20 protein-coding genes, 2 tRNA genes and 1 pseudogene are annotated in these 23,109 nt (G+C 68.1%); 8 read left to right on the top strand and 15 right to left on the bottom strand.

What is annotated here, in order from left to right; genetic code table 11:
- Nucleotides 1–14 precede the first annotated feature (14 nt).
- The 3 genes from M3149_RS01525 to M3149_RS01515 are packed head-to-tail and all read right to left on the bottom strand — an operon-like array spanning nucleotide 15 to nucleotide 5,878.
- Complete coding sequence (locus tag M3149_RS01525) at nucleotides 15–1,466, bottom strand: efflux transporter outer membrane subunit (protein WP_251707563.1); 1,452 nt, start codon at nucleotides 1,464–1,466, stop codon at nucleotides 15–17.
- Entirely contained in the window at nucleotides 1,459–4,686 is a 3,228-nt protein-coding gene (locus M3149_RS01520) for an efflux RND transporter permease subunit (RefSeq protein ID WP_251707562.1), read from the bottom strand. The genes M3149_RS01525 and M3149_RS01520 overlap by 8 nt, the downstream gene beginning before the upstream one ends.
- Nucleotides 4,687–4,699: 13 nt before the next feature.
- Nucleotides 4,700–5,878: an efflux RND transporter periplasmic adaptor subunit gene (locus tag M3149_RS01515; protein WP_251707561.1), complete on the bottom strand. Its 1,179-nt coding sequence runs from the start codon at nucleotides 5,876–5,878 to the stop codon at nucleotides 4,700–4,702.
- 320 nt (nucleotides 5,879–6,198) lie between these two features.
- Between M3149_RS01515 and M3149_RS01510 the strand changes: the two genes are divergently transcribed.
- Nucleotides 6,199–7,317: an alpha/beta hydrolase family protein gene (locus M3149_RS01510; protein WP_251707560.1), complete on the top strand. Its 1,119-nt coding sequence runs from the start codon at nucleotides 6,199–6,201 to the stop codon at nucleotides 7,315–7,317.
- Between the two features lie 25 nt (nucleotides 7,318–7,342).
- Here M3149_RS01510 and M3149_RS01505 read toward each other — a convergent pair whose 3' ends face one another.
- Both M3149_RS01505 and M3149_RS22975 read right to left on the bottom strand, forming a co-directional pair.
- On the bottom strand, nucleotides 7,343–7,549 hold the full coding sequence (locus M3149_RS01505; protein ID WP_251707559.1) for a hypothetical protein: 207 nt from the start codon (nucleotides 7,547–7,549) through the stop codon (nucleotides 7,343–7,345).
- Complete coding sequence (locus M3149_RS22975; RefSeq protein ID WP_285886289.1) at nucleotides 7,546–8,163, bottom strand: PAS domain-containing protein; 618 nt, start codon at nucleotides 8,161–8,163, stop codon at nucleotides 7,546–7,548. The genes M3149_RS01505 and M3149_RS22975 overlap by 4 nt, the downstream gene beginning before the upstream one ends.
- Here M3149_RS22975 and M3149_RS01495 point away from each other — a divergent pair.
- Nucleotides 8,126–8,293 (top strand): annotated as a pseudogene (locus tag M3149_RS01495) (sigma-70 family RNA polymerase sigma factor); the annotation flags it as partial. The gene M3149_RS22975 and the pseudogene M3149_RS01495 sit on opposite strands and share 38 nt — an antisense overlap.
- A gap of 36 nt (nucleotides 8,294–8,329) precedes the next feature.
- Here M3149_RS01495 and M3149_RS01490 read toward each other — a convergent pair.
- Together M3149_RS01490 and M3149_RS01485 are read right to left on the bottom strand one after the other, a co-directional pair.
- A complete protein-coding gene (locus M3149_RS01490) occupies nucleotides 8,330–9,265 on the bottom strand; it encodes a flavin monoamine oxidase family protein (protein WP_251707556.1) in 936 nt (311 codons plus the stop codon).
- Nucleotides 9,266–9,289: 24 nt separating this feature from the next.
- On the bottom strand, nucleotides 9,290–9,925 hold the full coding sequence (locus M3149_RS01485) for a flavin monoamine oxidase family protein (RefSeq protein ID WP_251707555.1): 636 nt from the start codon (nucleotides 9,923–9,925) through the stop codon (nucleotides 9,290–9,292).
- A 139-nt stretch (nucleotides 9,926–10,064) separates the two neighbouring features.
- Between M3149_RS01485 and M3149_RS01480 the strand changes: the two genes are divergently transcribed.
- Both M3149_RS01480 and M3149_RS01475 read left to right on the top strand, forming a co-directional pair.
- Nucleotides 10,065–11,327 (top strand): MFS transporter, encoded by a 1,263-nt coding sequence (locus M3149_RS01480; RefSeq protein ID WP_251707554.1) that lies wholly within the window; start codon nucleotides 10,065–10,067, stop codon nucleotides 11,325–11,327.
- A 15-nt stretch (nucleotides 11,328–11,342) separates the two neighbouring features.
- Nucleotides 11,343–12,065, top strand: a complete 723-nt coding sequence (locus tag M3149_RS01475; RefSeq protein ID WP_251707553.1) for an aldolase — start codon at nucleotides 11,343–11,345, stop codon at nucleotides 12,063–12,065.
- 19 nt (nucleotides 12,066–12,084) lie between these two features.
- On the opposite strand, the gene M3149_RS01470 is transcribed toward M3149_RS01475, so the two are convergent.
- Genes M3149_RS01470 through M3149_RS01455 form a run of 4 tightly spaced genes read right to left on the bottom strand, consistent with a single transcriptional unit; the run spans nucleotide 12,085 to nucleotide 16,590 of the window.
- Nucleotides 12,085–14,505 carry a xanthine dehydrogenase family protein molybdopterin-binding subunit gene (locus tag M3149_RS01470; RefSeq protein WP_251707552.1) on the bottom strand — a complete coding sequence of 807 codons (2,421 nt, stop codon included), beginning with the start codon at nucleotides 14,503–14,505 and terminating at the stop codon, nucleotides 12,085–12,087.
- On the bottom strand, nucleotides 14,502–14,987 hold the full coding sequence (locus M3149_RS01465) for a (2Fe-2S)-binding protein (RefSeq protein ID WP_251707551.1): 486 nt from the start codon (nucleotides 14,985–14,987) through the stop codon (nucleotides 14,502–14,504). Before M3149_RS01465 ends, M3149_RS01470 begins: the two co-directional genes overlap by 4 nt.
- Before the next feature lie 15 nt (nucleotides 14,988–15,002).
- Nucleotides 15,003–15,857, bottom strand: coding sequence for an FAD binding domain-containing protein (locus tag M3149_RS01460; protein ID WP_251707550.1), 855 nt, complete (start codon nucleotides 15,855–15,857; stop codon nucleotides 15,003–15,005).
- 10 nt (nucleotides 15,858–15,867) lie between these two features.
- Complete coding sequence (locus M3149_RS01455; RefSeq protein ID WP_251707549.1) at nucleotides 15,868–16,590, bottom strand: CoxG family protein; 723 nt, start codon at nucleotides 16,588–16,590, stop codon at nucleotides 15,868–15,870.
- Between the two features lie 167 nt (nucleotides 16,591–16,757).
- On the opposite strand from M3149_RS01455, the gene M3149_RS01450 reads away from it, so the two are divergent.
- The 4 genes from M3149_RS01450 to M3149_RS01435 are packed head-to-tail and all read left to right on the top strand — an operon-like array spanning nucleotide 16,758 to nucleotide 20,432.
- The gene (locus M3149_RS01450; protein WP_251707548.1) at nucleotides 16,758–17,429 is read left to right on the top strand and encodes a TetR/AcrR family transcriptional regulator; all 672 of its coding nucleotides are present in this window, start codon (nucleotides 16,758–16,760) and stop codon (nucleotides 17,427–17,429) included.
- The gene (locus M3149_RS01445) at nucleotides 17,426–18,496 is read left to right on the top strand and encodes a C4-dicarboxylate TRAP transporter substrate-binding protein (protein ID WP_251707547.1); all 1,071 of its coding nucleotides are present in this window, start codon (nucleotides 17,426–17,428) and stop codon (nucleotides 18,494–18,496) included. Before M3149_RS01450 ends, M3149_RS01445 begins: the two co-directional genes overlap by 4 nt.
- Nucleotides 18,497–18,555: 59 nt before the next feature.
- Nucleotides 18,556–19,107, top strand: a complete 552-nt coding sequence (locus tag M3149_RS01440; protein ID WP_251707546.1) for a TRAP transporter small permease subunit — start codon at nucleotides 18,556–18,558, stop codon at nucleotides 19,105–19,107.
- Nucleotides 19,104–20,432, top strand: coding sequence for a TRAP transporter large permease (locus tag M3149_RS01435; RefSeq protein WP_251707545.1), 1,329 nt, complete (start codon nucleotides 19,104–19,106; stop codon nucleotides 20,430–20,432). The genes M3149_RS01440 and M3149_RS01435 overlap by 4 nt, the downstream gene beginning before the upstream one ends.
- 83 nt (nucleotides 20,433–20,515) lie before the next feature.
- Here the strand turns inward: M3149_RS01435 and M3149_RS01430 are convergent.
- The 4 genes from M3149_RS01430 to M3149_RS01415 form a co-directional block, all read right to left on the bottom strand.
- Nucleotides 20,516–20,591, bottom strand: a tRNA-His gene (locus tag M3149_RS01430).
- Nucleotides 20,592–20,629: 38 nt separating this feature from the next.
- Entirely contained in the window at nucleotides 20,630–22,558 is a 1,929-nt protein-coding gene (locus M3149_RS01425; protein ID WP_251707544.1) for a SurA N-terminal domain-containing protein, read from the bottom strand.
- A gap of 81 nt (nucleotides 22,559–22,639) precedes the next feature.
- A tRNA-Val gene (locus M3149_RS01420) sits at nucleotides 22,640–22,715 on the bottom strand.
- 19 nt (nucleotides 22,716–22,734) lie between these two features.
- On the bottom strand, nucleotides 22,735–23,007 hold the full coding sequence (locus tag M3149_RS01415) for an HU family DNA-binding protein (RefSeq protein WP_166226995.1): 273 nt from the start codon (nucleotides 23,005–23,007) through the stop codon (nucleotides 22,735–22,737).
- Between the last annotated feature and the right edge of the window lie 102 nt (nucleotides 23,008–23,109).

Genomic DNA, 23,109 nt, shown 5'->3' with positions numbered 1-23,109 from the left:
GATCGACGCCGCGGTCAGCGGGCCGCCTGCGATTGATCCGTCGGTATCCACCCGCCCCCGATTGCGCGATACACCGCCACCAGCGCCCCAGCCTGCGCCACCCGCGCCTGCACCAGTTGCTCGCGAATGCCCAGCGCCTCGCGCTCGGCCAGCAGCACGGCCTGGAAGTCGGTCACGCCCCCGTCAAAGCGCGCGCGCGCGAGTTGCGCGGCCTCGTCGGCGTGGCGCGCGGCCGCGTCCAGGCTTTGTGCGCGCTGCGCGTTGCGGTTGAAGCCGCTGAAGGCGCCTTCGGTTTCTTCCAGCGCCAGCGCCACGGTCTGCTCGAACTGCACCAGGCCCTGCTGCGCGCGCGCTTCGCTGGCGGCGATGCGCGAGCGGATGGCGCCGAAGTCGAACGGCGTCCAGGCCAGGCCCACGCCCAGGCTGTAGCGCGCGGCGTCGCTGGTGAACAGATCGCCCAGGCGCGGCGCGTTGAAGCCCAGCAGACCCGAGAGCGAGACACGCGGGTAGAGCTCGCTGCGCGCGATGCCGATGCCCGCGGTGGCCGCGGCCAGGCGGCGTTCGGCCGCCCTCACATCGGGGCGGCGCTGGAGCCATTGCTGCGGCGTGCCCACGGGCAGCGTGGCCAGGTCCGTCACCGGCAGCGTGGGCAGTGGCTGCGGCAGGGCCAGGTCGGCCAGCACGGCGCGCGGGGCCTGCGCGGTCAGCGTGGCCAGCCGGTAGGCCGTGACGTCGAGCTGGGTCTGCAGCGCGGGCAGCACGGCCTCGGTGCTGGCCACGAGGGCGCGTGCGCCGGCCACGTCGAGCTGATTGGCGCGCCCGGCGTCGAAACGCGCCTCGGTGATGCGCAGCGACTCGCGCTGGTTCACCAGGCTCGCCTCGGTCACGCGCAGGCGCTCCTGCAGGCCGCGCAGCTCGAGGTAGTAACGCGCCACCTCGGCCGCCACCGCGGTGTGGGCGGCGTGCAGGCCGGCTTCGCTCGCGCTCACCTGGGCGGCAGCCGCCTCGCGCGAGCGGCGGATGCCGCCGAAGAGGTCGATCTCCCACGCGGCGATGAAGCCGGCGTCGAAGGTGTTGCCGGTGCGCTCGCTGCGCGAGGCGTTGGGTTGCTGGCTGAGCGGCGTCACCGAGCGCTGCGCGCTGGCGTCGATGCCCACGCCCGGGCGGCTGGCGGCATCGGCCTCGCCCTGCAGCGCGCGCGCTTCCTGCAGCCGGGCCTGCGCCAGGCGCACGTCGGTGTTGGCCGCCAGCGCGCGCTCGATCAGCGCGTCGAGCTTCGCATCGTTGAAGCCGCGCCAGAAGCGCGCGATGTCCTCGCCCGGCGCCTGGGCGTTGACGCCGCTGGCACCCGCGTTGATGAAGCGCTCGTCGAGTGCAACCGCCGGCGTCTGGTGATCCGGGCCGACGGCGGCGCAGCCCGCGAGCAGCACGGCGAGCGCGATGGTGGACAGACTGGCCTTAAGCATGCTGGCCCTCCGCTTTGTCTTGACCGAGCCGGTGCGCGCGGCGCGAGCGCAGCAGCGCGTAGAACACCGGCGTCATGAAGATGCCGAACAAGGTGACGCCGACCATGCCCGAGAACACCGCAATGCCCATCGCACGGCGCATCTCGCTGCCCGCGCCGCTGCCCACAATGAGCGGGATCACGCCGGCGCAGAAGGCGATGGAGGTCATGAGGATGGGGCGCAGCCGCATGCGGCAGGCGTGCACGATGGCGTCGTACAGCTTCTCGCCGCGCTCCTCGAGCTCCTTGGCGAACTCCACGATCAGGATGGCGTTCTTGCACGCCAGGCCCACCAGCACCACCAGCGCCACCTGCGTGAAGATGTTCAGATCCCCCGGCTGCATGAAGGGCGGGAAGCTGGAGAGCCACACGCCAAAGAGCGCCGAGAGAATGCCCATCGGCACGATCAGCACGATCACCAGCGGCAGGCTCCAGCTCTCGTACTGCGCCGCGAGCACCAGGATCACCAGCAGCACCGAGATCATGAGCACCGCGGCCAGCACCGGCAGCGTGATGTGCGTGCCCGGGATGGTGAAGTCGCGCGTGAGCCGGTCCTGGTAGCTCAGTTCCGTCCACTCGTAGGTCATGCCGCGCGGCAGCGTGCGCTGCAGCAGCGTCTCGATCTCGGCCTCGGCCTCACTCGACGAGAAACCCGGGTTGGGCGCGCCGTTCACATCCGCCGAGGGGTAGCCGTTGTAGCGCGTCACGCGCGTGGGCCCGAAGGTCGGCTCCACCGTCATGAGCGCGCCCAGCGGCACCATCTCGCCCGCGGCGTTGCGCGTCTTGAGGTTGGTGATGGCCTCGGCGTCGGCGCGGAACGGCGCGTCGGCCTGCACCACCACCTGGTAGGTGCGCCCGAAGCGGCTGAAGTCGTTCACGTAGAGCGAGCCCAGGTTGACCTGCATGGTGTCGTAGATGTCACTCAGGTTGATGCCCATCTGCTTGGCACGCGTGCGGTCCACGTTGGCGTAGAGCTGCGGTACGTTGATGTCGTAGCTGGAGAACGGCGTGCCCACGCTCGACTGCGGGTTGCCATACACCTGCCCCAGCGTGCCCCAGACGGCGCCGTAGAGCGCCTGCTCGCCCAGGCCGGCGCGGTCCTGCACCTGCAGCTTGAAGCCGCCCACGTTGCCCAGCCCGTCCACCGCGGGCGGCGGCACCACGAACATGCGCGCGCCCTGGATGCTCTGGATAGCGCCGTTGACCTGGCCCAGGATCGCTTCCTTGCTCATCTCAGGGGAGGTGCGCTCCTCGAACGGCGCCAGGCCGAAGAAGACGATGCCCTCGTTCGGTGCGGCCGAGAAGCCCGCGATCGACAGGCCCGGGAAGGCCACCGAGTCGATCACGCCCGGCACCTTGAGCGCGATGTCGCTCATCTCGCGGATCACCGCGTCGGTGCGCTCGATGGTGGCGCCCGCGGGCAACTGCGCGATGCCGATGAGGTACTGCTTGTCCGGCGCGGGCACGAAGCCCGCGGGAATGCGCGCAAACAGCAGGCCCGTGACGCCCAGCAGCACCGCATAGACCACCAGCGAGGCCGTCTTGTGGCGCACGATGTAGCCGACGCGGCGGCTGTAGCCCTCGCCGCTGCGCTGGAACACGCGGTTGAACCAGCGGAAGAAGCCGCCCAGCCAGCGGTCCATGAAGCGCGTGAGCCGGTCGGGCGACTGGTCGTGCGGGTGCAGCAGCAGCGCCGAGAGCGCGGGGCTCAAGGTGAGCGAGTTGAAGGCCGAGATCACCGTGCTGATCGCGATGGTGACGGCGAACTGCTTGTAGAACTGGCCGGTGAGGCCGGGCACGAAGGCCAGTGGCACGAACACCGCGCACAGCACCAGCGCAATCGCCACGATCGGCCCGGAGACCTCGCGCATGGCCTTGATGGTGGCGTCGCGCGGCGACAGGCCCTCTTCAATGTTGCGCTCCACGTTCTCCACCACCACGATGGCGTCGTCCACCACGATACCGATGGCCAGCACCAGCCCGAACAGCGTGAGCGTGTTGATGGAGTAACCCAGCAGCAGCAAGAAGGCGAAGGTGCCCACGATGGACACCGGCACCGCCAGCAACGGAATGAGCGAGGCGCGCCAGGTCTGCAGGAAGACGATCACCACCAGCACCACCAGCGCCACCGCCTCCAGCAGCGTGACCACCACCTTCTCGATGGAGGTCTGCACGAAACGCGTGGGGTCGTAGACGATGTCGTACTCCACGCCGGGGGGGAAGCTCTGCGAGAGCCGCTCCATCGTCTCGCGCACGCTGTTCGAGAGCGCCAGCGCGTTGGAGCCCGGGGCCTGGAACACCGCGATCGCCGCGGCCTCCTTGTTGTTGAGCAGGCTGCGCAGCGCGTAGGTGCCGGCGGCCAGCTCCACCCGGCCGATGTCGCGGATGCGGATCAGCCCGCCGGTGGCCGGCTCGGTGCGGATGATGATGTCGGCGAACTCTTCCTCGGTGGTTAGGCGCCCCTGGGTGTTCACCGCGAGCTGGAACTCGGTGCCCGTGGGCGCGGGCGGCGCACCCACCGTGCCCGCGGCCACCTGCGCGTTCTGCTCGCGGATGGCGGCCACCACCTCGGCGGTGGTGAGGTTGCGCGCGGCCAGCTTGCCCGGGTCGATCCACACCCGCATGGCGTAGTCGCCGGCGCCGAAGAGGATGACCGAGCCCATGCCGGGCAGGCGCAGCAGGTCGTCGCGCACGCTCATCTGGCCGTAGTTGCGCAGGTACAGCGCATCGCGGCTGTTGTCCGGGCTCACCAGGTGCACCACCATGGTCAGGTTCGGGCTGCTCTTCTCGGTGGTCACACCGATCTGGCGCACGATCTCGGGCAGCCGCGGCAGCGCGCGGTTGATGCGGTTCTGCACCGCGGTCTCGGCCGCCTCGGGGCTGGTGCCGATCTTGAACGTGACGGTGAGCGCCATGCCGCCATCGGCCGTGGCCTGCGAGTCGTAGTACAGCAGGTTCTCGATGCCGCTGATCTGCTCCTCCAGCGGCGTGGCCACGGTCTCGCTGATCACGCGCGGGTTGGCGCCCGGGTACTGCGCACGCACCACGATCTGTGGCGGCGCGACCTCGGGGTATTCGGACAGCGGCAGCTGGAAGATCGCCAGGCCGCCGATGAGGAAGATGAAGATCGACAAGACGGCCGCAAACCGCGGCCGGTCGATGAAGAACCGGGAGATGTCCATTCAAGCGCTCCCGTTACTGGCCAGGCTGCTGCGCGGCGCTGGCCGGCGGCGGGAAGATGGGCAGGCCCTTCTCGTCCACCTTGAGCACCTGCGGCTGCACCGGCACACCGGGCATGATGCGCTGCAGGCCTTCCACCACCACGTTCTCGCCGGGCTTGACCGTGTCGCCGAGCACCACGCGCATGCCGTCCTGCAAGGGGCCGAGCTGCACCACGCGGAACTGCGGCTGGCCGTCGGCGCCCACCACCACCACCGTCTTGCGGTTCTGGTCGGTACCGATGGCGCGCTCGGGCACCAGCGTGGCCTGGTACGGCGCGCTGGTGGTCATGGTCAGGCGTGCGGCCAGACCTGGCACGAAGCGGCCGTCGCGGTTGTCGAAGCTTGCGCGCAGGCGGATCGCGCCGGTCTGCGGGTTCAGGCGGTTGTCCACGAAGTCCAGCGTGCCCTGGTGCGGGTAGCCGCTCTCATTGGCCAGACCCATGCGCACCACCGGCTTGGCGTTGCCCGCGGCCTTCACGCGCAGGAAGGTCTGCTCGCTGCCATCAAAGTACGCATGCACACGGTTCGTGGCGGCGATGGTGGTGAGCACCACCTGCTCATTGACCAGGTTGCCCGCAGTCACGTTGGCGCGCGACAGGCGCCCCGCGATCGGTGCGCGCACCGCCGTATACGACAGGTTCAGCCGCGCCACGCGCAGCGCGGCCTCGGCGGCCTTGATGTCGGCCTCGCTGGTGCGCGCACCGGCGCTGAGCTGGTCGAATTCCTGGCGCGAGACAGCCCGGCTCTCGAGCAGCTTCTGCGCGCGGGTGAGCTCGGTCTGCGCGAGCTCCGCGCGCGACTTTGCAGCCACCAGCTGCGACTCGGCGCGCGCCACCTCGGCCTCGAACGGGCGCGGGTCGATGGTGAACAGCAGCGCACCGGCGGCCACACTGGCGCCGTCGGTGAAGTGCACCTTCTCGATCGTGCCGCCCACGCGCGGGCGCAACTCCACGAACTCGGCCGCTTCGAGGCGGCCGCTGAAGGTTTCGAGGTCGGTGACGGCGCGTTGCACCGCGGGTGCCACGCTCACCGGCATGGCTGGTGGCGGGCCGCCCTGGGCGTCGGCCGGGCGGCCGCAGGCTTGGAGAAAGGCGATGGCCAACGCGATCAGCATGGCCTGGGCGGCGGCGCGCCCGGGTCGATTGACAGGCATGGGGGTACTCCAGAAATTGCCGACGCCGCAGCCCCCGGGTAGGGGGTGCGGCGTTGCGAGAGGCGCATTAAGCCTCAACGATTGAAACTTTGCGGGGGCGATGTGACGGCGCGGCAACAGGCACTGCCGCAATCGGGGAAGGCGGCACTGTGCCCGAAACACCGCGCCACGCTTCGTAAAAGCGGGCTCAGCGGACCTTAAAAATTCACTAAACGCAGGGGCCAGCCGGCGATCACGGATGACAGGAATGTCATCCTCGTGCGCGGTGCGCACCGAACAATCGCCGCTTTCGCGCAACACCCATCGCAAGGCCGACACCCATGCCACGCCCTCGTCCAATCCTTCTGACCGCGCTGCTCGGTCTGGCCGGTGCCCTGGCCATCACGGGCTGCGCCAGCCGCGCCAGCGACACCGTGAGCGACGCCGAACGCCAGGCGGCACGCCAGGCGCGGCTCGCGCAGGTGCTGCCCATGCCGGTGCCCGGGCGTATCGACACACTCGACCGCGAATGGCGCGATGCGGTGCGCGAGCGCACCGTACCGGTGCGTCTGCACCTGCCGCGCGAGTCCTCGGCACCGGTGCCCCTGGTGCTGGTGTCGCACGGCATTGGTGGATCGCGCTTCGGCTACAGCTACCTCGGCCGCCACCTGGCCGACCAGGGTTACGCGGCGCTGCATGTGCAGCACGTGGGCAGTGACAACCGCCTGTGGCGCGGCAACCCGCTGGAACTGCTGGGGCGCCTCAACGGTGCGGCCACCGAGGCCGAAGCCATTGCACGCGCGCAGGACCTGCGTTTCGCGCTCGACCGTGTGCTCGCCGATGCGACACTGGCCGCGCGCGTGGACGCCTCCCGCATTGCCGTGGTCGGTCATTCCTACGGGGCCAACACCGCGTTGCTGACCGCTGGCGCACGCGTGCCCGGCAAGCCGGTGCTGGTCGACGAGCGCCTCAAGGCGGTGGTGGCCATCAGCGCTCCGCCCTTTCACGGACTGGGCGATCCCGGTCCCATCCTCGCGCCGGTGACGGTGCCCGCGCTGCACGTGACAGCCGAGGACGACGACATCCGCATCCCCGGCTTCACCTCGGGCGTAGAGGACCGGCTCAAGCTGTTCGCGGCCACCGGCAGCGAACACAAGCGCCTGGTGGTGTTCCGCGACGGCTCGCACAGCATGTTCACCGACCGCCTGGGCACCGGCGGCAGCGAGCACAACGTGGCGGTGAAGCAGGCCACGCGCGAGCTGGTGGTGGCCTTTCTGGATGGGCTGTGGCGCGAGCGAAGCACCGGGACAAGTGCCGACGCCCACGATGCACATCGCAACGAACTGGACCACTGGCGCGAGCGCCACGCCGGCCTGCTGAGCCCGCTTCAGGCCGAGGCGCTGCCCAGGGTGGCCAGCACGTCGGCAGCACGCACCATCGAGCCCACCACCCCGCAATGAAGCCGCGCAGTCTGCACTGCCGTCGCTACCGCGCCGCCTGCAACGGCGCCTGAAGGCCGTCAAGCGCTTGCCGCACACGGCGCGCCAGGTCCGCGCGCCGGTATGGTTTTGCCAGCAGCAGTACGCCGGGGTAAAGCCGGCCTTGATGGACGATGCCGTTGTCCGTGTAGCCCGAAAAGAACAGCACTGGCAGCCCCAGTCTCATGGCCTGTGCGCGATCGCGCCAGTTCACGCCCACCGATGCCGCCAGGGATCACCACATCGGTGAACAGCAAGGCCACTTCGGGGTGGCTCGACCTGGTGGGTCACCAGCGCGGTCTCGGCACGTTTGCGCGGCGCGACATCCACCGCGAAACCGGCCATGCACAGCACGAGGCCATCGATGCTGCATTGCGCCTGGCCCCGGCTTTCTAGCCAGCGCCAGTGACCAACCGCGTCCTGCAGGCGGAACTCGACCAGCAGTGATTCGTCACAGGTACCCTGCGCCCCGTCGTAGCTCTGCATGAAGGCCGGCTGGACACGCTCGCGTTCCTCGGGGCGCACCGCGTCCAGCCACGCGACGTTGCCCGTCCAGTCAGCGGCGCGGTGGCCCAGTTGCCGTTCCACGAACGGGCTGACATAGAGCCGGCGAAACGGCGGGTGTGCTCGGCGCGGTAGATCACGGCGGACATCAGTTCGGCCAGCAGGCGAAAGTCCTCGAGCGAGTCGGGAACATCGCGGGCGCCAGCAGGCCTGCCGCGGGCGTGCGGGCGGGAGCCTGGGGATGTCCAGGCTGGAGAAATAGCGGCAGCAGGTCGCCGCGGAAGCGGCGATGCAAGCGCTGCCCGAACGCGAGCGCAAGGTCATGTTCCTGCACTACCGCCGGGACATGACGTTCAAGGAAATCGGCTGCGAGATGGGTGTCAGCGAATCACGCGTGTGCCGGTTGCACCGCCAGGCCCTGGAGATGCTGCGCCGACGCTTGAACGCGCACTGAGCCCTGCGCGAGCTGTGGCGACGAGCCACGGGCTCTTCAGCGCAGCAGGCGCCAGGCTTGGTCTGCGGCGCGCGCTCCCGAGAGCAAGGCGCCTTCCATGAAGCCCTGGTACTGGTAGAACGAATCGGTGTGCTCGCCAGCGAACAGCAGCCGCCCCACCGGTTGGGCGTACCGCCCTTCGAGCGTCGTGAAGTAGCCCGGCTGGTTGTTGGTGTAGCCGCCACCGAACAAGGGATTGCGTTCCCAGTTCTCCAGGTGGGCCAGCACCTGGCCACGGCCGTTGCGAACCGCCAGGGCGGTGGTGCCGGGCCAGACCTTCTCCAGGTCGGCAAGGAATGCCGTGGCCTCGGCCTGCGTGCGCGAGGGGTCGAGCCGCGCTGCCCAGTTGCCGCCAGAGTAATCGGTGAGCAGGCCGCGCACGCCGTACTGGGCGTTGCGCGGGTTGGTTTCCCAGGTGTTCTGGTGGTTGGGCAGATCGCTGTAGTTGCCCCCGTCGCTGTTGAGCCGCTCGTACCAGGGCCGCCCGGCGAACCCGATCATGAGCTTGCCGTTGAGCCCGTAGTCCAGGCGGGCGATTGCGTCGCGCTTGGACGCTGGCAGCGCGACCGACGCGTCGAACTCAACGTTGCGCATGGCGGGTGCGGGCAAGGTCAGAATGACCGCCGGGTGAACGCGCTCGACGACCTGGGAGCCGACCGCAAAGGCCAGCTTGTAGCGACCGTCGGCCAGCTGGCTGACCTTCAAGAGTCGGTGCCCCTGGGCCACCGGCGAGGGCAACAGACCCGCCAGCCCCGTGGCGATGCGGTCATTGCCTTCAACGATGTGGAATCGCTCGTCGCTGAACACGCCGAAGGGTTTGAACACGCTGCGCCGGCTGGCCTGCGCGAAGAACAGGAACGACAGCGCGCTCTGCTGCTCGATCTCGCGGCCGAATTCGATGGTGTACGCCACGTCCAGCACCTGGCGGATCAACGGACCCGCGCCCCGCGAGGCGAGTTAGTCCTTGAGCGGCATGAAGTCGAGTTCGCGGTCAAACGGGGTGTAACTGTCCGCTGTGGGCCCGTTCGACAGGCGCTTGAGGTCGGAGGTCATGGCCGCGGTGAGCGCGCGGTATTCGGCCACCACCTCGGCTTCGCTGAAGTGGCGCCCGTCGAAAAAATAGGTCGGGTTGCCCGGCTCCTTGTTGTAGTCCTCCAGCGTGAGGCCGAAGCCCGTGGCCAGGTTGCGCACCGTGCTGTGGGTGGTGTCGATGAGCTCGGCACCGCGCTCGGCCACCTGACCGGGGAACACGCCGCGCAACGAAGCCACCCGGCCGCCCACGCGATCGCTCGCTTCGTATACCTGGGCACCGACTCGCTTGCCCGCGAGCAGGTAGCCAGCGTACAAGCCCGCGAGACCAGCGCCCACGATGGCCACGTTGGCCGGGGCCTGGGCCAACGTGCGCGTCCAGGGGAAAGCCGCCAGCAGGCCACCAGCCGCCACCCCCTTGAGCCAACGCCGCCGCGGCGGGCTGGTCACAGCCTCGCGCGCCGCATGGACGACCTCGTCCACCGGCATGCCCGTTTCGCTGCAATGTGTCGCGAGCGCACGCACGCGCTGCAAACGCCCGAAAGCCTCGCTCTTGCTGCCCATGGGGTATCCCCTCCTCGTGACCCGCATTCACGATCAATCGGTGCACGCCGTCAAGGTCCATCAGCGGATGGTCGCGCGGTGCCACCGGGTTGCACGCGCGACAAGCCGTACGACCGCGGCCGGCGTAGCATCCCAGGCCATGCCGAACGCCCAAAACCAGCCCGCCGACCCGGCCCTGATCGACTCGCGCACCGCCGCCTGGCGGTTGCTCACCGTGCTGGGGCTCGTCACCCTGGGCAACAGCGGCATGTACGTGGTGGCCGTGGTGCTGCCCGAGGTGCAGGCCGAGTTCGGCGTGAGCCGGGGCGACGCTTCGCTGCCCTACACGCTCATGATGGTCTGCCTGGGCCTGGGTGGGCTGATCACCGGCCGCCTGGCCGACCGCCACGGCATCACACCGGTGCTGCGCCTGGGCGCCTTCGCGGTGGCCGGCGGCTTCGTCTGGGCGTCCCTGTCGGGCAGCATCTGGAGCTTCGGGCTCGCTCACGGCCTGCTGCTCGGGCTGCTGGGCAGTTCGGCCACCTTCGCGCCGCTGCTGGCCGACACCGCGCTGTGGTGGAACAAGCGCCGCGGCATCGCGGTGGCGATTGCGGCCAGCGGCAACTACGTGGCCGGCACCGTGTGGCCGCCGCTGGTGCAGTGGGGCATCGAGACCATCGGCTGGCGCCAGACCTATCTGCTGCTGGGACTCACCTGCGGCATCGGCATCTTCCTGCTGGCCAACCGCATGCGCCAGCGCCCGCCGCTGGTGATCACCGCGCCAGTGACGCCGGGCGACACGCTGCCCGACACCGCACGCCCCTTCGGCATGAAGCCCGCACAGGCGCAGGCATTGCTGTGCGTGGCCGGCGTGGGTTGCTGCGTGGCGATGTCGATGCCGCAGGTACACATCGTGGCCTACTGCGTGGACCTGGGCTTTGGCGCCGCGCGCGGCGCCGAGATGCTCTCGCTGATGCTGGCCAGCGGCATCGTGAGCCGTCTCGTCTCGGGCTGGATCTGTGACCGCATCGGCGGCATCCGCACCCTGCTGCTGGGCTCGGCGCTGCAGTGCGTGGCACTGCTGTTGTTCCTGCCCTTCGACGGCCTGGTGCCGCTGTACGTGATCTCGGCGCTGTTCGGCCTGTTCCAGGGCGGCATCGTGCCCTCGTACGCCATCATCGTGCGCGAGCATTTTTCGCCCCGCGAGGCCGGCGCGCGCGTCGGGGCGGTCATCATGGCGACGTTGGTGGGCATGGCCCTGGGCGGCTGGATGTCGGGCTGGGTGTTCGACCTCACGGGCAGCTACCGCGCGGCCTTTCTCAACGGCATCGGTTGGAACCTGCTCAACATGAGCATCGCGCTGTTCCTGTTCTGGCGCGTGCGGGGCGCAGGGCCCGGCGGCCTGCGCGGCGCCGCAGCCTGACCCCCACACACCGACATGAACCACGAACTCGACTACCAGCAAGATGGCGTGCGCCAGTTACGCGCCGACCTTTCGCTCGCGCTGCGCGCAGCCGCGCACTTCGGATTGTCCGAGGGCGTCTGCAACCATTTCAGCGTCGAACTGCCCGATGGCTCGGGCCGCTTCCTGCTGAATCCACGCGGGCTGATGTGGCAGGAGGTGCAGGCCGACGACATCGTGATGGTTGACGTGCAGGGCCAGGTGCTCGCGGGGCGCCACGCGGTGGAAAGCACGGCCATGCACATCCACGCAGGCATCCACCGCGTGGCGAAGCACGCGGTGGTGTTGCACACCCACATGCCGTACGCCACTGCGCTCACGCTCACGCAGGCGCGCGCGCTCGACACCACGCTGTCGCAAAACGCCATGCGCTTTCACGGTCGGGTGGCGATCGACCCGGTCTACAACGGCCTGGCGCTGGACGCGCGCGAAGGCGAGCGCATTGCGCGCGGCATGGGTGGCGGTGACATCGCCTTCCTCGCCAACCACGGTGTGATCGTGTGTGGCACGCACATCGCGCACGCGTTCGACGACCTGTACTACCTCGAGCGCGCCTGCATGGCGCAGGTGCTGGCGCAGTCGAGCGGCATTGCACTGGCGCCGGCCAGCGCAGACACGGCTGCGCACGTGGCCGAACAGACGCGCGGCGAGCGCCTGCAGTCCGACCTGTTTTTCGAGGCACTGCGCCGGCGGCTTTGAGGCCACCGGCGCAGCGCGCTCAGGTGACCTTGCCGAGCGCGCGCAGCACCTTCTGGGGCGTGATGGGCTGTGAGTGCACCGTCGCGCCGAAGGGCGCAATCGCGTCGTTGATGGCGTTCATCACCGCCGCAGGCGCGCCGGCCGTACCGGCCTCGCCCGCGCCCTTGGCACCCAGTTTCGAGCTGCGCGTGGGCGTCATCACGTGGGCCACTTCGATGTCGGGCATCTCGGCCGACATCGGCACCAGGTAGTCCGCCATGTTGGCGTTCAGCATGAGGCCCTGCTCGTCGTAGAGGCACTCCTCGAACAACGCGCCACCGATGCCCTGCACGATCGCACCACGCATCTGCTCGTCCACCAGCATCGGGTTGAGCACACGGCCGCAATCCTCCACCGCCCAGTGCTTGAGCAGCTTCACGAAACCGGTGTCGGGGTCCACCTCCACGTAGGAGGCCTGCACGCCGTTGGTGAAGATGAAGGGGAAGTCGCGCTGTGCGTAGTGGCGCGTCACCATGAGTTCGGGCGTGAAGTCCGCGGGCAGCGTGTCGGAGCGGAAGTAGGCGATGCGACCCAGTTCCTTGAGTGGCAGCACTTCCTCACCACTGTCGGCGTCGACGACGCGATCACGCCGCACGGCCAGGCCAGCGGCCTCTCGCTTGAGGATGACGGCCGCCACCTTGAGGATGTTCTCGCGCAGCGCCTGGCCGGCCAGCAGCACCGCTTCGCCACCCACGCCGGCACCGCGCGAAGCCCAGGTGCCTCCGCCATAGGGCGTGACGTCGGTGTCGCCGGTGACGACGCGCACCTTGGTGATGTCCACGCCCACCGCATCGGCTGCGATCTGGCGGTAGATGCCCTCGGTGCCCTGCCCTTGTTCACCCACACCGACCATCACGGTGATGTCGCCTTCGGGGTCCAGGCGGACGGTGGCGCCGTCTTGCGAGGCAATGCGTGCACCACCCACGCCGTAGAACGCGGCGCTGGGGTTGGTGAGCTCGATGACGGTGGCAAAGCCGATGCCGCGGTGGATGCCCTGCTTGCGCAAGGCGGCCTGCTCGGCGCGCAACGCGTCGTAGTTCATCAACTCACGCAGCTTCTTCAGGCTCGCCTGGTGCGACAACACCTCCAGCTTGATGCCCGAAGCGCCGGTGGTCGGGTAGGCATCGTCGGGAATGACGTTGAGCTCGCGGATCTTCAGCGGGTCCATCCCGATCTTCTGCGCCGCGAGATCCACCAGCGCCTCGGTCACGGCGCAGGCGATCGGGTGCCCCACGCCCCGGTACTGGCAGGTCGGCGTCTTGTTCTGGAACACGACGCTGAGCTTGGCCCGGTAATGCTTGTGCTTGTAGGGGCCACCCACGAGGTTGACGACCTGGTTGCCCTCGATCGCACTGGTGCGCGGGAACATCGAATACGGGCCGATGCCGGTGAGGTCGTCCATGTCGAACCCCAGAATCTCACCGCTCTTGTTGACGGCGATACGGGCCTTGACGCGGTGATGGCGCGCGTGGATGTCGCTGGTGAAGCTCTCCAGCCGGTCGGCCACGAACTTCACCGGGCGGCCGAGCATGATCGACAGCGCCACGGTGGCGAAATCGTCCGGATAGGCGTGCACCTTGATGCCGAAGGAGCCGCCCACGTCCTTGCAGATCACGCGAATGGCGTTGGCGGGCAGGTCGAACTGGCGGCCGTAGAGGTCCTGCATCATGTGCGGGGCCTGGAACGAGTGATACACGGTGAGACGCTGCTCGGCCGGGTTCCAATGGGCAATCTGCGCCCGCGGCTCCAGCGTTACCCCGGTGTGGCGGCCAAACTCAAGCGTCGCCTCGGCCACCGCGTCGGCCTCGGCAAACACGCGGTCGACCTCGCCCACGTCCAGGCTGCGCGTGAAGCACAGGTTGTCGCCCAACTCGGGATGGATCAGCGGCGTGGCCGCGTCCAGCGCGGTCTCCATGTCGGTGGCCAGCGGCAATTCGTCGTAGTCGACGCTGATGTGCTGAAGCGCGTCCTCGGCCTGCACGCGCGTCTCGGCCACCACGGCGACCACCGGCTCGCCCTGCCAGCAGGCGCGGTCAACGGCCAGGGCGTACTGCGGTGCCGACTTCATGCCCGCAAGGTGGCCCAACACGGCCACCCAGGGCTTGCACACTTTCGCCAGGTCGTGACCATCCGCCACCAGCAGCACACCCGGCATGGCGCGCGCCGCGTCGGCGTGGATCTTGCGAATACGCATGTGGGCCACCGGGCTGCGCCAGAAGGCCACGTGGGCCATGCGCGGCAGCTCGATGTCGTCGATGTACTGACCCAGACCCTGAGTGAGCCGCTCGATGCCACCGCGAGGCACCGAGGCGCCGATGTAGCGCTGATCCTCGGTGACGGGCGCGATGGGGGTGGGCTGCTCGACGCCGGGTTCCAGGTTGACGGTGTCTTCGCGCTTCATGCCACGGCCTCCTTGCGCTGGCGCAGCACATCGCAGATGGCGTCAACGATGGCGTGATAGCCGGTGCAGCGGCAGTAATTGCCCGAGATCCATTCGCGCACCTCGGCGCGGCTCGCATCGGGGCGCGTTTCCACCAATTCCTTGGCGGCCATCAGCATGCCCGAGGTACAAAAGCCGCACTGCAGCGCGTTGCGCGCCACGAAGGCCTGCTGCAGGTCGCGGATCACGCCGCTCTGGCTCAAGCCTTCGATGGTCTGCACGCTGCCGCCGTCGGCCTGCACCGCCAGCGTCAGGCAGCCGCGCACGATCTGACCGTTGAGTTCTACCGTGCATGCGCCGCACACGCCGTGTTCGCAGCCGAGGTGGCTGCCCTTGAGGCCCAGGTCCTCGCGCAGGAAATCGACCAGATGGGTGCGGGGCGCAATGCTGCAGCGATGCGCCTGCCCGTTGACGGTGACTTGGATGGGATGCAGTTCAGCCATGGGGTTCCTCTCGGGTCAGGCGCGGGCCGATGCCAGCAGACGTTGCAGCAGCACACCGGCGAGGTGGCGCTTGGTCTCGGGGGTGTTTGTGAGGTCGGGCAAGGGGTCGATCTCGGCACGCAGGCTGGCCACCGCCAGCGCGATCGAGGACTCATCGGCGGTCTTGCCTTCAAGCAGCGCCTCGGTGCGGCGCGCGCGCCAGGGCATGGCTGCCACGCCCATGAAGGCCAGACGCACCGCCGACAGGACCGCGCCCTGGCGCTGCGCCGAAGCGGCGAGGCCGACGATGGCGTAATCGCCATGGCGGCGCGCGAGCTCGGCGATGCCGTGCCACTGCCCGGGGCGCGCCACCGGGATTTCGCTCGCCACCACGATCTCGTCAGGCTGCAGCGCGGTGCTGTACAGGCCGGTGAAGAAGTCGTCGCCGGCGATGCGGCGCTCGCCCGCGGGCCCCTGAACGACCACCGTGCCCCCGAGCGCCAGCAGGCAGGCGGGCCACTCCGCCGCCGGGTCGGCGTAGGCGATGGAACCACCCCAGGTGCCACTGTTGCGGATGGCCCGGTGGGCGATGTGCGGAGCAGCCTCGGTCAGCAAGGGCGCGTGACGCGCAACGAGTTCACTCTCCTCGATCTGCGTGTGCGTGGCCAGCGCGCCGATGCGCAGCACATCGCCACGCAGCTCGATGCCACGCAGCGCAGCAAGACCGGTGATGTCGATGATCAACGCCGGCTCGGACAGGCGCATGTTGAGCGTGGCCATGAGGGTCTGGCCACCGGCGAGCAGGCGTGCATCGTCGCCGTGCTGGCGCAGCAATGCGAGCACCTGGCCGACGGTATCCGGCTTGATGTAGTCAAAGGCAGCGGCTTTCAAGAGGGTCTCCTCAGAACAGCAGGGAAGCGATCCACACGCCGAAACCGGTGGACAGCGCGCCCAGCGCAAACCAGAGCACGCGAACGCTTTCGCCCACAGCGGCGGGGGCGGGTGTGTGTGAACGTGCATTGATTGGCGCAGGTGCAGTCGCGGACGCCGGCGCGGGCGCAGGTACCGGTGCAGGTGCAGGTGCAGCGCCGGCAACGCTCGCAGCAGCGGCGCTGACACCCACCGCATCGGCAGCGGGGGTGGCAGGGTGGGCAGCTTGTTCGGCCAGTTGCCCTGGCGGCGGCGCAGGCGCCAGTTCGGCCTGGAAAGCGCCGAAGAACTGATCGGCCATCTGTTTTGCAGCGGCGTCGATCATGCGACCACCCACCTGCCCGAGCTTGCCGCCCACCGACGCCTGCGTGGTGTAGCGCAGCCGTGTGCCAGCCTCCTCGTCCGCAAGGGCAACGCTGGACTGACCTTTGGCCATGCCGGCCGCACCGCCCGAGCCTTCGAACTGCAGCGTGCAGCCTTCGCCGGGCCGCACATCGTGCAACCGGATATGCCCGGTGAAGCGCGCACGAACCGGCCCCACCTTCACCGCGACGCGCGCGGTGCGCTCCGTGTCGCTGGTGGCCTCCATGCTCTCGCAGCCGGGAATGCAGCGAGCGAGCACGGCGGGATCGTTGAGCGCTGCCCAGACCTTCTCGCGCGGTGCCGCAATGACGATGTCTCCGTTGAGTTCCATGTGTCCTTCTGATCCCCGGGTTTTCACGGGTGTTTTTGTTTACCAACCGGTCAACAATGCTAAGACTCATTGACCGTGCGGTAAATAGTGTGCGCATCCAGAGAAACCCTGATCGAACCGAAGCAGCCAATGAAGCGCCCGCCGAGGGCGCGCCAGCGCGCCGTCGCATGAGCGTGTCAGAGCGCGAGCGCCAGATCGTTGACGGCGCGATCGAGTTCTTTGCCTCCAACGGCTTCGGTGGTCAGTTGCGCGACCTGGCCAGCAGCATCGGCGTCACGCACGCCCTGCTCTACCACTACTTCCCCACCAAGCAGGCACTGATCGACCGCGTCTACCTGGACGTGTTCGAGGGCCGCTGGCGAGAGAGCTGGGACGCGTTGCTCGACGACCCGGCGACCGACGTCGAGGACAAGCTCACCACCTTCTACGCGGACTACGTGAACAACGCACTCTCGCGCGAGTTCGTGCGCATCCTGATGTTCTCGGGCCTGATGGACCACAACATCTCCGACCGCTTTTTCGCCATGCTGCGCGAGCGCCTCTTTCCGCGCCTGATCCGCGAGACGCGCCGCTTCCGCGGCTCGACCTCGCGCGCAAAACCCAGCGAGCGCGAGCTCGAGCTCCTCATGGGCCTGCATGGCGGCATGTTCTACATCTCGATCCGTCGCTGGATCTACGGCCAGGACGTGCACAGCGAGGCGATGCACGAGACCTGCGACGAAGCGCTGGTGCGCGACCGCGTGCGCAGCTACCTGCTGGCCAGCCGAGACCTGTTCCCCCCGAAGACCCCCGGCTCGTCGAGCCATCCCCCGAAGCGCAAGAGGAGACAAACCGCATGAAGCTCACCAAGATCACCCTGGCCAGCGCACTGGCCGTGGGCGCCGCCGTGGCGGCGCTGCCCGCCGCCGCACAGCAGCGCGTCACCGTCAACATCGGCTCCAGCCATCCAACGACGAATATCTGGGCCTACGCCATGAAGGAGGTGTTCCAGCCCGAGGTGGACCGCATCCTCAAGGCTGGGGGCGGCAAGTACGAGGTACGCTGGCGCGAGAACTACGGCGGCACGCTCTACAAGTTCACCGACACCCGAGCCGCGGTGCGTGACGGCATCGTGGACGTGGGCATGGTCGGCACGGTGTGGGAAAACTCTGCCATGCCGCTGCAGAACGTCACGTACTTCACGCCGTTCGCGATCACAAACCACGAGATGCTGATCGAGATCTTCGACAAGCTCAACACCACGGTGCCCGCGCTGCGCGACAGCTGGACGGCGCAGAACATGGTGCCGCTGTCCTCGCTGATCACCGACAGCTACGACATCTACGCCAACTTCCCGGTGCGCACGCTGGCCGATCTGCAGAACAAGAAGATCAACGCCCCCGGCACATCGGCCAACTGGCTGCGCGACACCGGCGCCACACCGGTGGACGGCGCGCTGACCACCTACTACACCAACATCCAGACCGGCGTCACGCAGGGTGCCCTGTCGTTTGCCAGCGGCATCGGCCCGGCGCGCGTGTACGAAGTGGCCAAGTACCTGACGCGCGTGGATATCGGCTCGATGTACTTCGGCAGCGTGGCGGTGAACAAGAAGTTCTACGACAGCCTGCCCAAGGACGTGCAGGACGCATTCGTACAGGCCGGCAAGGCCACCTCGAAGGCACACGGCCAACACGTGACCAAGACCGCCAACGCCGCCCTGGAGACCATGAAGGCAGCCGGCCTGCAGATCTCCGACCTGCCCCAGGCCGAGAAGACCAAGTGGGTGAACAGCCTGCCCAACATCGTGCAGCCCTGGCTGCAGGCCACCGGCGACAACGGCAAGGCCGTGCTCAAAGCCTACTTCGACGAGTTGCGTGCGCGCGGCGTGAAGCCCCTGCGCGACTGGGACGGCCAGAACCGCTGAGCAGGCCCCCGCGCCCCGCACCCGCCCGGGTGTGGGGCGCATTTTTTTCGAGGTGACCCGTGCAAAACGAACCTGACCTCATGGCCGAAGGCAACAACGCGCCCACGCACCCGCTGCAAGGCATCGCACGTGCGCTGGCTGCCATCGGTACCGTCTGGATCTTTCTCATGATGATGATGGTCGTGGCCGACGTGGTCGGCCGCAATTTCCTGGACCGCCCTATCACCGGCGTGGCAGAGTTCGCCGCGCGCTCTGTCGCCTCCATCGTGTTCCTGCAACTGGCAGCGGCCATCTGCGCCGGCAAGATGACACGCAGCGACTTCCTGCTTCGCTTCATCGGCGCGCGCTCGCTCACCGCGCTGCGCGCACTGGAGGTCGGTAACGCGCTGCTGGGCGCTCTCCTCTTCCTGGCGCTGGCCTTCATTGCGTGGCCGGAACTCACGCAAGCCTGGCAAGCCAACGAATTCTTTGGCGTTCAAGGTGTCTACACCGTTCCCACCTGGCCGTTCCGGGCGCTGATCGTCGGCGGATCTCTGGTGGCAGCCGCCGCCTACCTGCTGCAGATGCCTTCGCTGTGGCGCCATGCCGGCGAGTTCGGAGCACCCACATGAGCGAACTCGCGTTCGGTGCGCTGCTCATCGGCTCGCTGGTGTTTCTCGTCCTGCTGGGGGTGCACATCGCCGTTGCGCTCATCGGCATCGGCTTCGTCGGCATCTGGCTCATGCGTGAAGACGTGGAGATGGCCATGCGGCTTCTCTATCTCTCCGCTTACAACGGCGTGGCCGACTACATCTTCGCCACCATTCCGTTGTTCGTGCTGATGGGGCTTCTGGTCTCGATATCGAACGTTGGCAAGGACACGTTCGACGTTGCCGAATCGCTGCTGCGCCGGGTGCGCGGTGGCCTGGGCGTCGCCACGGTGGCCGCCAACACGGTATTTGCGGCCGTGACCGGCGTGTCGATCGCCTCCGCCGCGGTGTTCACGCGCGTGGCCGTGCCCGAAATGGTTCGCCACGGCTACCGTACCGCCTTCGCGGCCGGGACGGTGGCTGGCAGTTCGGTGCTGGGCATGATGATCCCGCCGAGCCTGCTCATGATCATCTACGGCGTGCTCGCCGAGCAATCGATCGGCACGCTGTTCATCGCAGGCGTGATTCCGGGCTTCATGCTGGCCGCTGTGTTCGTGCTGATGATCGTGCTGTTGGCGCGTTTTGCGCCGGGCATGGTGTTCGACCTGCAACGACACCGGGACATCGCGAAACAACGCGATGCCTTGCCTGTGCTGAGCGGGCCCCAGATGGCCGGCAAGCTGGTACCGATCGTCGCCTTGGTGGCGCTGGTGCTGGGTGGCCTCTACAGCGGCTTCTTCACGCCCACCGAGGCGGGCGGTATCGGCGCCTTCGGCGCGCTGGTGGTGGCGCTGGCGCGGCGCAGCCTGGGGCAGGGCCGGTTCTGGCGCGTGCTGCACGAAACCGGCAGCGTGTCCGTCACCATCCTGATCCTGCTGATCGCGGCGAGCTTCTACAGCCGCATGTTGTCGGTTGCCGGCGTGCCCGTGGCGATCAGCGAACTGGTGCAGGACGCTGGTCTCGGCCCCTATGGCTTCCTGCTGCTCTACGTGGTGATCGTGCTCTTCCTCGGCATGATTCTCGACTCGAGCTCCATCCTGCTCATCATGACGCCGGTGGCGGTTCCCATTGCGGCCGACCTGGGCTTCAACCTCATCCAGTTCGGCGTGATCACGGTGCTGGCGGTGGAGATCGGCCTGCTCACTCCACCCTTCGGCATCTCGGTGTTCACGGTGAAGTCGACCCTGAACGACCCAGGCGTGACGGTGGAGTCGATCTTCGGCGGCACCCTGCCCTATGTGGGCGCCATGCTGTTCGTGCTGCTGCTCGTGGCACTGTTCCCGGCCCTCTCGCTGGCGCTCACCTGATCGCCGAAGCCGAGACGTTGACCACAAAGCAAAAGGCCCCGTGAGGGGCCTTTTGCTTTTCCGCTGATGTCAGCGCAATCCGGTGGGGTGGCTGATGGGACTCGAACCCACGACAACCAGAATCACAATCTGGGACTCTACCAACTGAGCTACAGCCACCGCAAGCCGCACATTATAGCGTCCGGGCGCGGTACATCTCAGCGTTGCGCTGTCGGCGCCGCATTGGCAGCCGGGCGCGGCACCAGGATGCGTGCCTTGAAGCGGTCCTTCAGCGTCTCGTAGTAAGCCTCGCCTTCGGCGGACGACCACCACTGGTTCACCTGTTGCACCTCCTGGGCCAGGCGCTGCGCGGGCACGTCGCCACGCGGCACCACCTTGGTCACCTGCACCACCGCGTAGCCCCGAGCATCGAGCGAAACACCCACCCAGGCCGGCAAGGCCTTGGGGTCGGCCGAAAGCGCGGCGTCGAGCACGCGGGGGTCGAGGTTCTGCGCCGATTCGCGCGAGACGGTGACAGCGTTGCCGAGCGCGGCGGCATCGGCACCGCCACGCCAGGCGGCCAGTTGCTTCTCGCCTTCCTCGCGGGCCAGTTCGGCCGAGCGCTGGGCCACCAGGCGCTGACGCACCTGCTCACGTACCTCGGCCAGCGGTTGCGTGCGTGCCGGGCGGTGCTCGACGATGCGCGCGGCCACCAGCTGGCTGCTGCCGGTTTCGATGGCCTCGGTGTTGCGTTTCGAGCTGATGGCCTCCGGCGCGAACAACGCCTCGAGCAGTCGCGCGTTGGTCAGCACACCTTGCTGGCCCGGGGCCGGTGTGCGCAGCACGCCCTTGGCGGTCTGCACCGGCAGCTTCAGGCGCTCGGCCGTGGGCTGCAGGCTGTCGGCCTGTTCGTAGACCATGTTGCTGAAGGTGTCGGCCGCCTCGGCAAACTGCCGCTGCGCCTGCTGCTGCTTGAGCTGGGCCTCGATCTGCGCGCGCACCTCGGCGAAAGGCTTCACGGGTGGCGCCTTGATGTCGGTGAGCTGGATGATGTGGAAACCGAAGTCGGTTTCCACGATGTCGGAGATCTGGCCCTTGGTCATGGCAAACACGGCCTGCTCGAACGGAGCCACCATGGCGCCGCGACCGAAGAAGTCGAGGTCGCCGCCGTTGGCTGCGGAGCCCGGGTCCTGCGAGTTGGCCTTGGCCAGCTCGGCAAACTTCGCCGGATCGGACTTGACCTGCGCAAGCAGGCCTTCTGCCTTGCTGCGCACTTCGGCCTTCTGCTCGGGCGTGGCACCCTGCGGCACGGTGAGCAGGATGTGGCTGGCGCGGCGCTCCTCAGCCCCGCTGAGTTGGGCGGCGTTCTGGTCGTAGTAGCTGCGCAGGTCGGCCTCGCTGAGCGTGATGCCCTGCTGCAGCGCGGCTGCGTCGAGCACGAGGTATTCGATGTCGGCCTGCTCGGGTGCCTGGAACAGCGCGGCGTTGTCCTTGTAGAAGGCTTCGATGTCGGCCTCGCTGGGGTTCACGCGCGATGCAAAGTCGCTCGCGGCGAAGGTCTTGACGCGCACCTCGCGCTGCTCGAAGAAGGCGTTGAGCGTGGCGCGGGCCATGGCCGTGGACGCGAGGCCCGAGCCCTGCACGCCCTGCACCACCTGGCGCTGCGAGAGATCGGCCCGCACCGATGCCTCGAACATCTCGGGCGTCATGCCCTGGCGGGCCAGCAACTGGCGATAGGCCTCGACGTCGAGCGTGCCGTCGGGCTTGCGCAGCGCGGCAATGGCCTGGTTCTGCTGCAACTCGCGCGCCAGGCGCTGGTCGGTGGTGAACACATTGAGCTTGTTGGCTGCCGTGGCGAGCACCCGCTGGCGTACCAGGCGCTCCAGGCTTTCGTAGCGGGCCTGCTCGCTGTCGAGCAGCGCCGGGTCGATCGAGGGCAGCATTTCGCGCAGGCGCTGTGCCTCCTGGCGGTGGGCCAGATCCCACTCGGCGCGCTTGATGTCCTTGCCGTCCACCGTGGCCACCGCCTCGCCGCCTTCGCTGAAACGCGTGTAGCCCTCGACGCCGAACAACACGAAGGACGGAATGATCAGGATCAACAGGAAGCCCATGAGGAACTTCTTGCGATCGCGGATGAGGTCGAACATGCGGGATACCCTGTGATGGCTGGTGCAAACGCCGGATTCTGACGGACAACAAAAAAGGCGAACCCTCGTTCGCCTTTTTCTTGGTGGGTGCTGACGGGGTCGAACCGCCGACCTACGCCTTGTAAGGGCGCCGCTCTACCGACTGAGCTAAGCACCCATGTGCTTTGGCGTGCGGATCAGTTGACCGCGTCCTTCAGTGCCTTGCCGGGGCGGAACTTCGGCACCTTGGCGGCCTTGATTTTAATCTCGGCGCCGGTGCGCGGGTTGCGACCCTTGCGAGCCGGGCGTTTGGTGACGCCGAACGAGCCGAAGCCCACCAGGGAAACGGTGCCGCCTTTTTTGAGGGTGGTGCGGATGGCGGCGATGGTCGAGTCCAGAGCGCGCGTCGCTGCAGCCTTGGAGATGTCGGCGTGCTTGGCGATGTGTTCGACGAGTTCGGTTTTGTTCACGAAAAGCCCCTCTTCAATGGATAGGTTGGTTCGTTGGGCGGGCCGCCAGCAGCCAGGGCTGCGTGGCAAGGCCCGGTCATCCCCGGGTCGCAGGCCGCGGCT

This window comes from Hydrogenophaga intermedia (genome assembly GCF_023715105.1).
Taxonomy (GTDB): domain Bacteria; phylum Pseudomonadota; class Gammaproteobacteria; order Burkholderiales; family Burkholderiaceae_C; genus Hydrogenophaga; species Hydrogenophaga intermedia_A.
The sequence above is the reverse complement of the archived record's forward strand: the minus strand, read 5'-3'. Positions and strand labels throughout refer to the sequence as shown.

Bases quoted from the DNA above. Each gene is read 5' to 3' on its own strand.
- M3149_RS01485 (WP_251707555.1), bottom strand. From the start codon at position 9,925: ATGGGCAGCAAGAGCGAGGCTTTCGGGCGTTTGCAGCGCGTGCGTGCG.
- M3149_RS01520 (WP_251707562.1), bottom strand. From the start codon at position 4,686: ATGGACATCTCCCGGTTCTTCATCGACCGGCCGCGGTTTGCGGCCGTC.
- M3149_RS01435 (WP_251707545.1), top strand. From the start codon at position 19,104: ATGAGCGAACTCGCGTTCGGTGCGCTGCTCATCGGCTCGCTGGTGTTT.
- M3149_RS01445 (WP_251707547.1), top strand. From the start codon at position 17,426: ATGAAGCTCACCAAGATCACCCTGGCCAGCGCACTGGCCGTGGGCGCC.
- M3149_RS01455 (WP_251707549.1), bottom strand. From the start codon at position 16,590: ATGGAACTCAACGGAGACATCGTCATTGCGGCACCGCGCGAGAAGGTC.
- M3149_RS01510 (WP_251707560.1), top strand. From the start codon at position 6,199: ATGCCACGCCCTCGTCCAATCCTTCTGACCGCGCTGCTCGGTCTGGCC.
- M3149_RS01525 (WP_251707563.1), bottom strand. From the start codon at position 1,466: ATGCTTAAGGCCAGTCTGTCCACCATCGCGCTCGCCGTGCTGCTCGCG.
- M3149_RS01450 (WP_251707548.1), top strand. From the start codon at position 16,758: ATGAGCGTGTCAGAGCGCGAGCGCCAGATCGTTGACGGCGCGATCGAG.
- M3149_RS01480 (WP_251707554.1), top strand. From the start codon at position 10,065: ATGCCGAACGCCCAAAACCAGCCCGCCGACCCGGCCCTGATCGACTCG.
- M3149_RS01470 (WP_251707552.1), bottom strand. From the start codon at position 14,505: ATGAAGCGCGAAGACACCGTCAACCTGGAACCCGGCGTCGAGCAGCCC.
- M3149_RS01465 (WP_251707551.1), bottom strand. From the start codon at position 14,987: ATGGCTGAACTGCATCCCATCCAAGTCACCGTCAACGGGCAGGCGCAT.
- M3149_RS01475 (WP_251707553.1), top strand. From the start codon at position 11,343: ATGAACCACGAACTCGACTACCAGCAAGATGGCGTGCGCCAGTTACGC.
- M3149_RS22975 (WP_285886289.1), bottom strand. From the start codon at position 8,163: ATGACCTTGCGCTCGCGTTCGGGCAGCGCTTGCATCGCCGCTTCCGCG.
- M3149_RS01425 (WP_251707544.1), bottom strand. From the start codon at position 22,558: ATGTTCGACCTCATCCGCGATCGCAAGAAGTTCCTCATGGGCTTCCTG.
- M3149_RS01515 (WP_251707561.1), bottom strand. From the start codon at position 5,878: ATGCCTGTCAATCGACCCGGGCGCGCCGCCGCCCAGGCCATGCTGATC.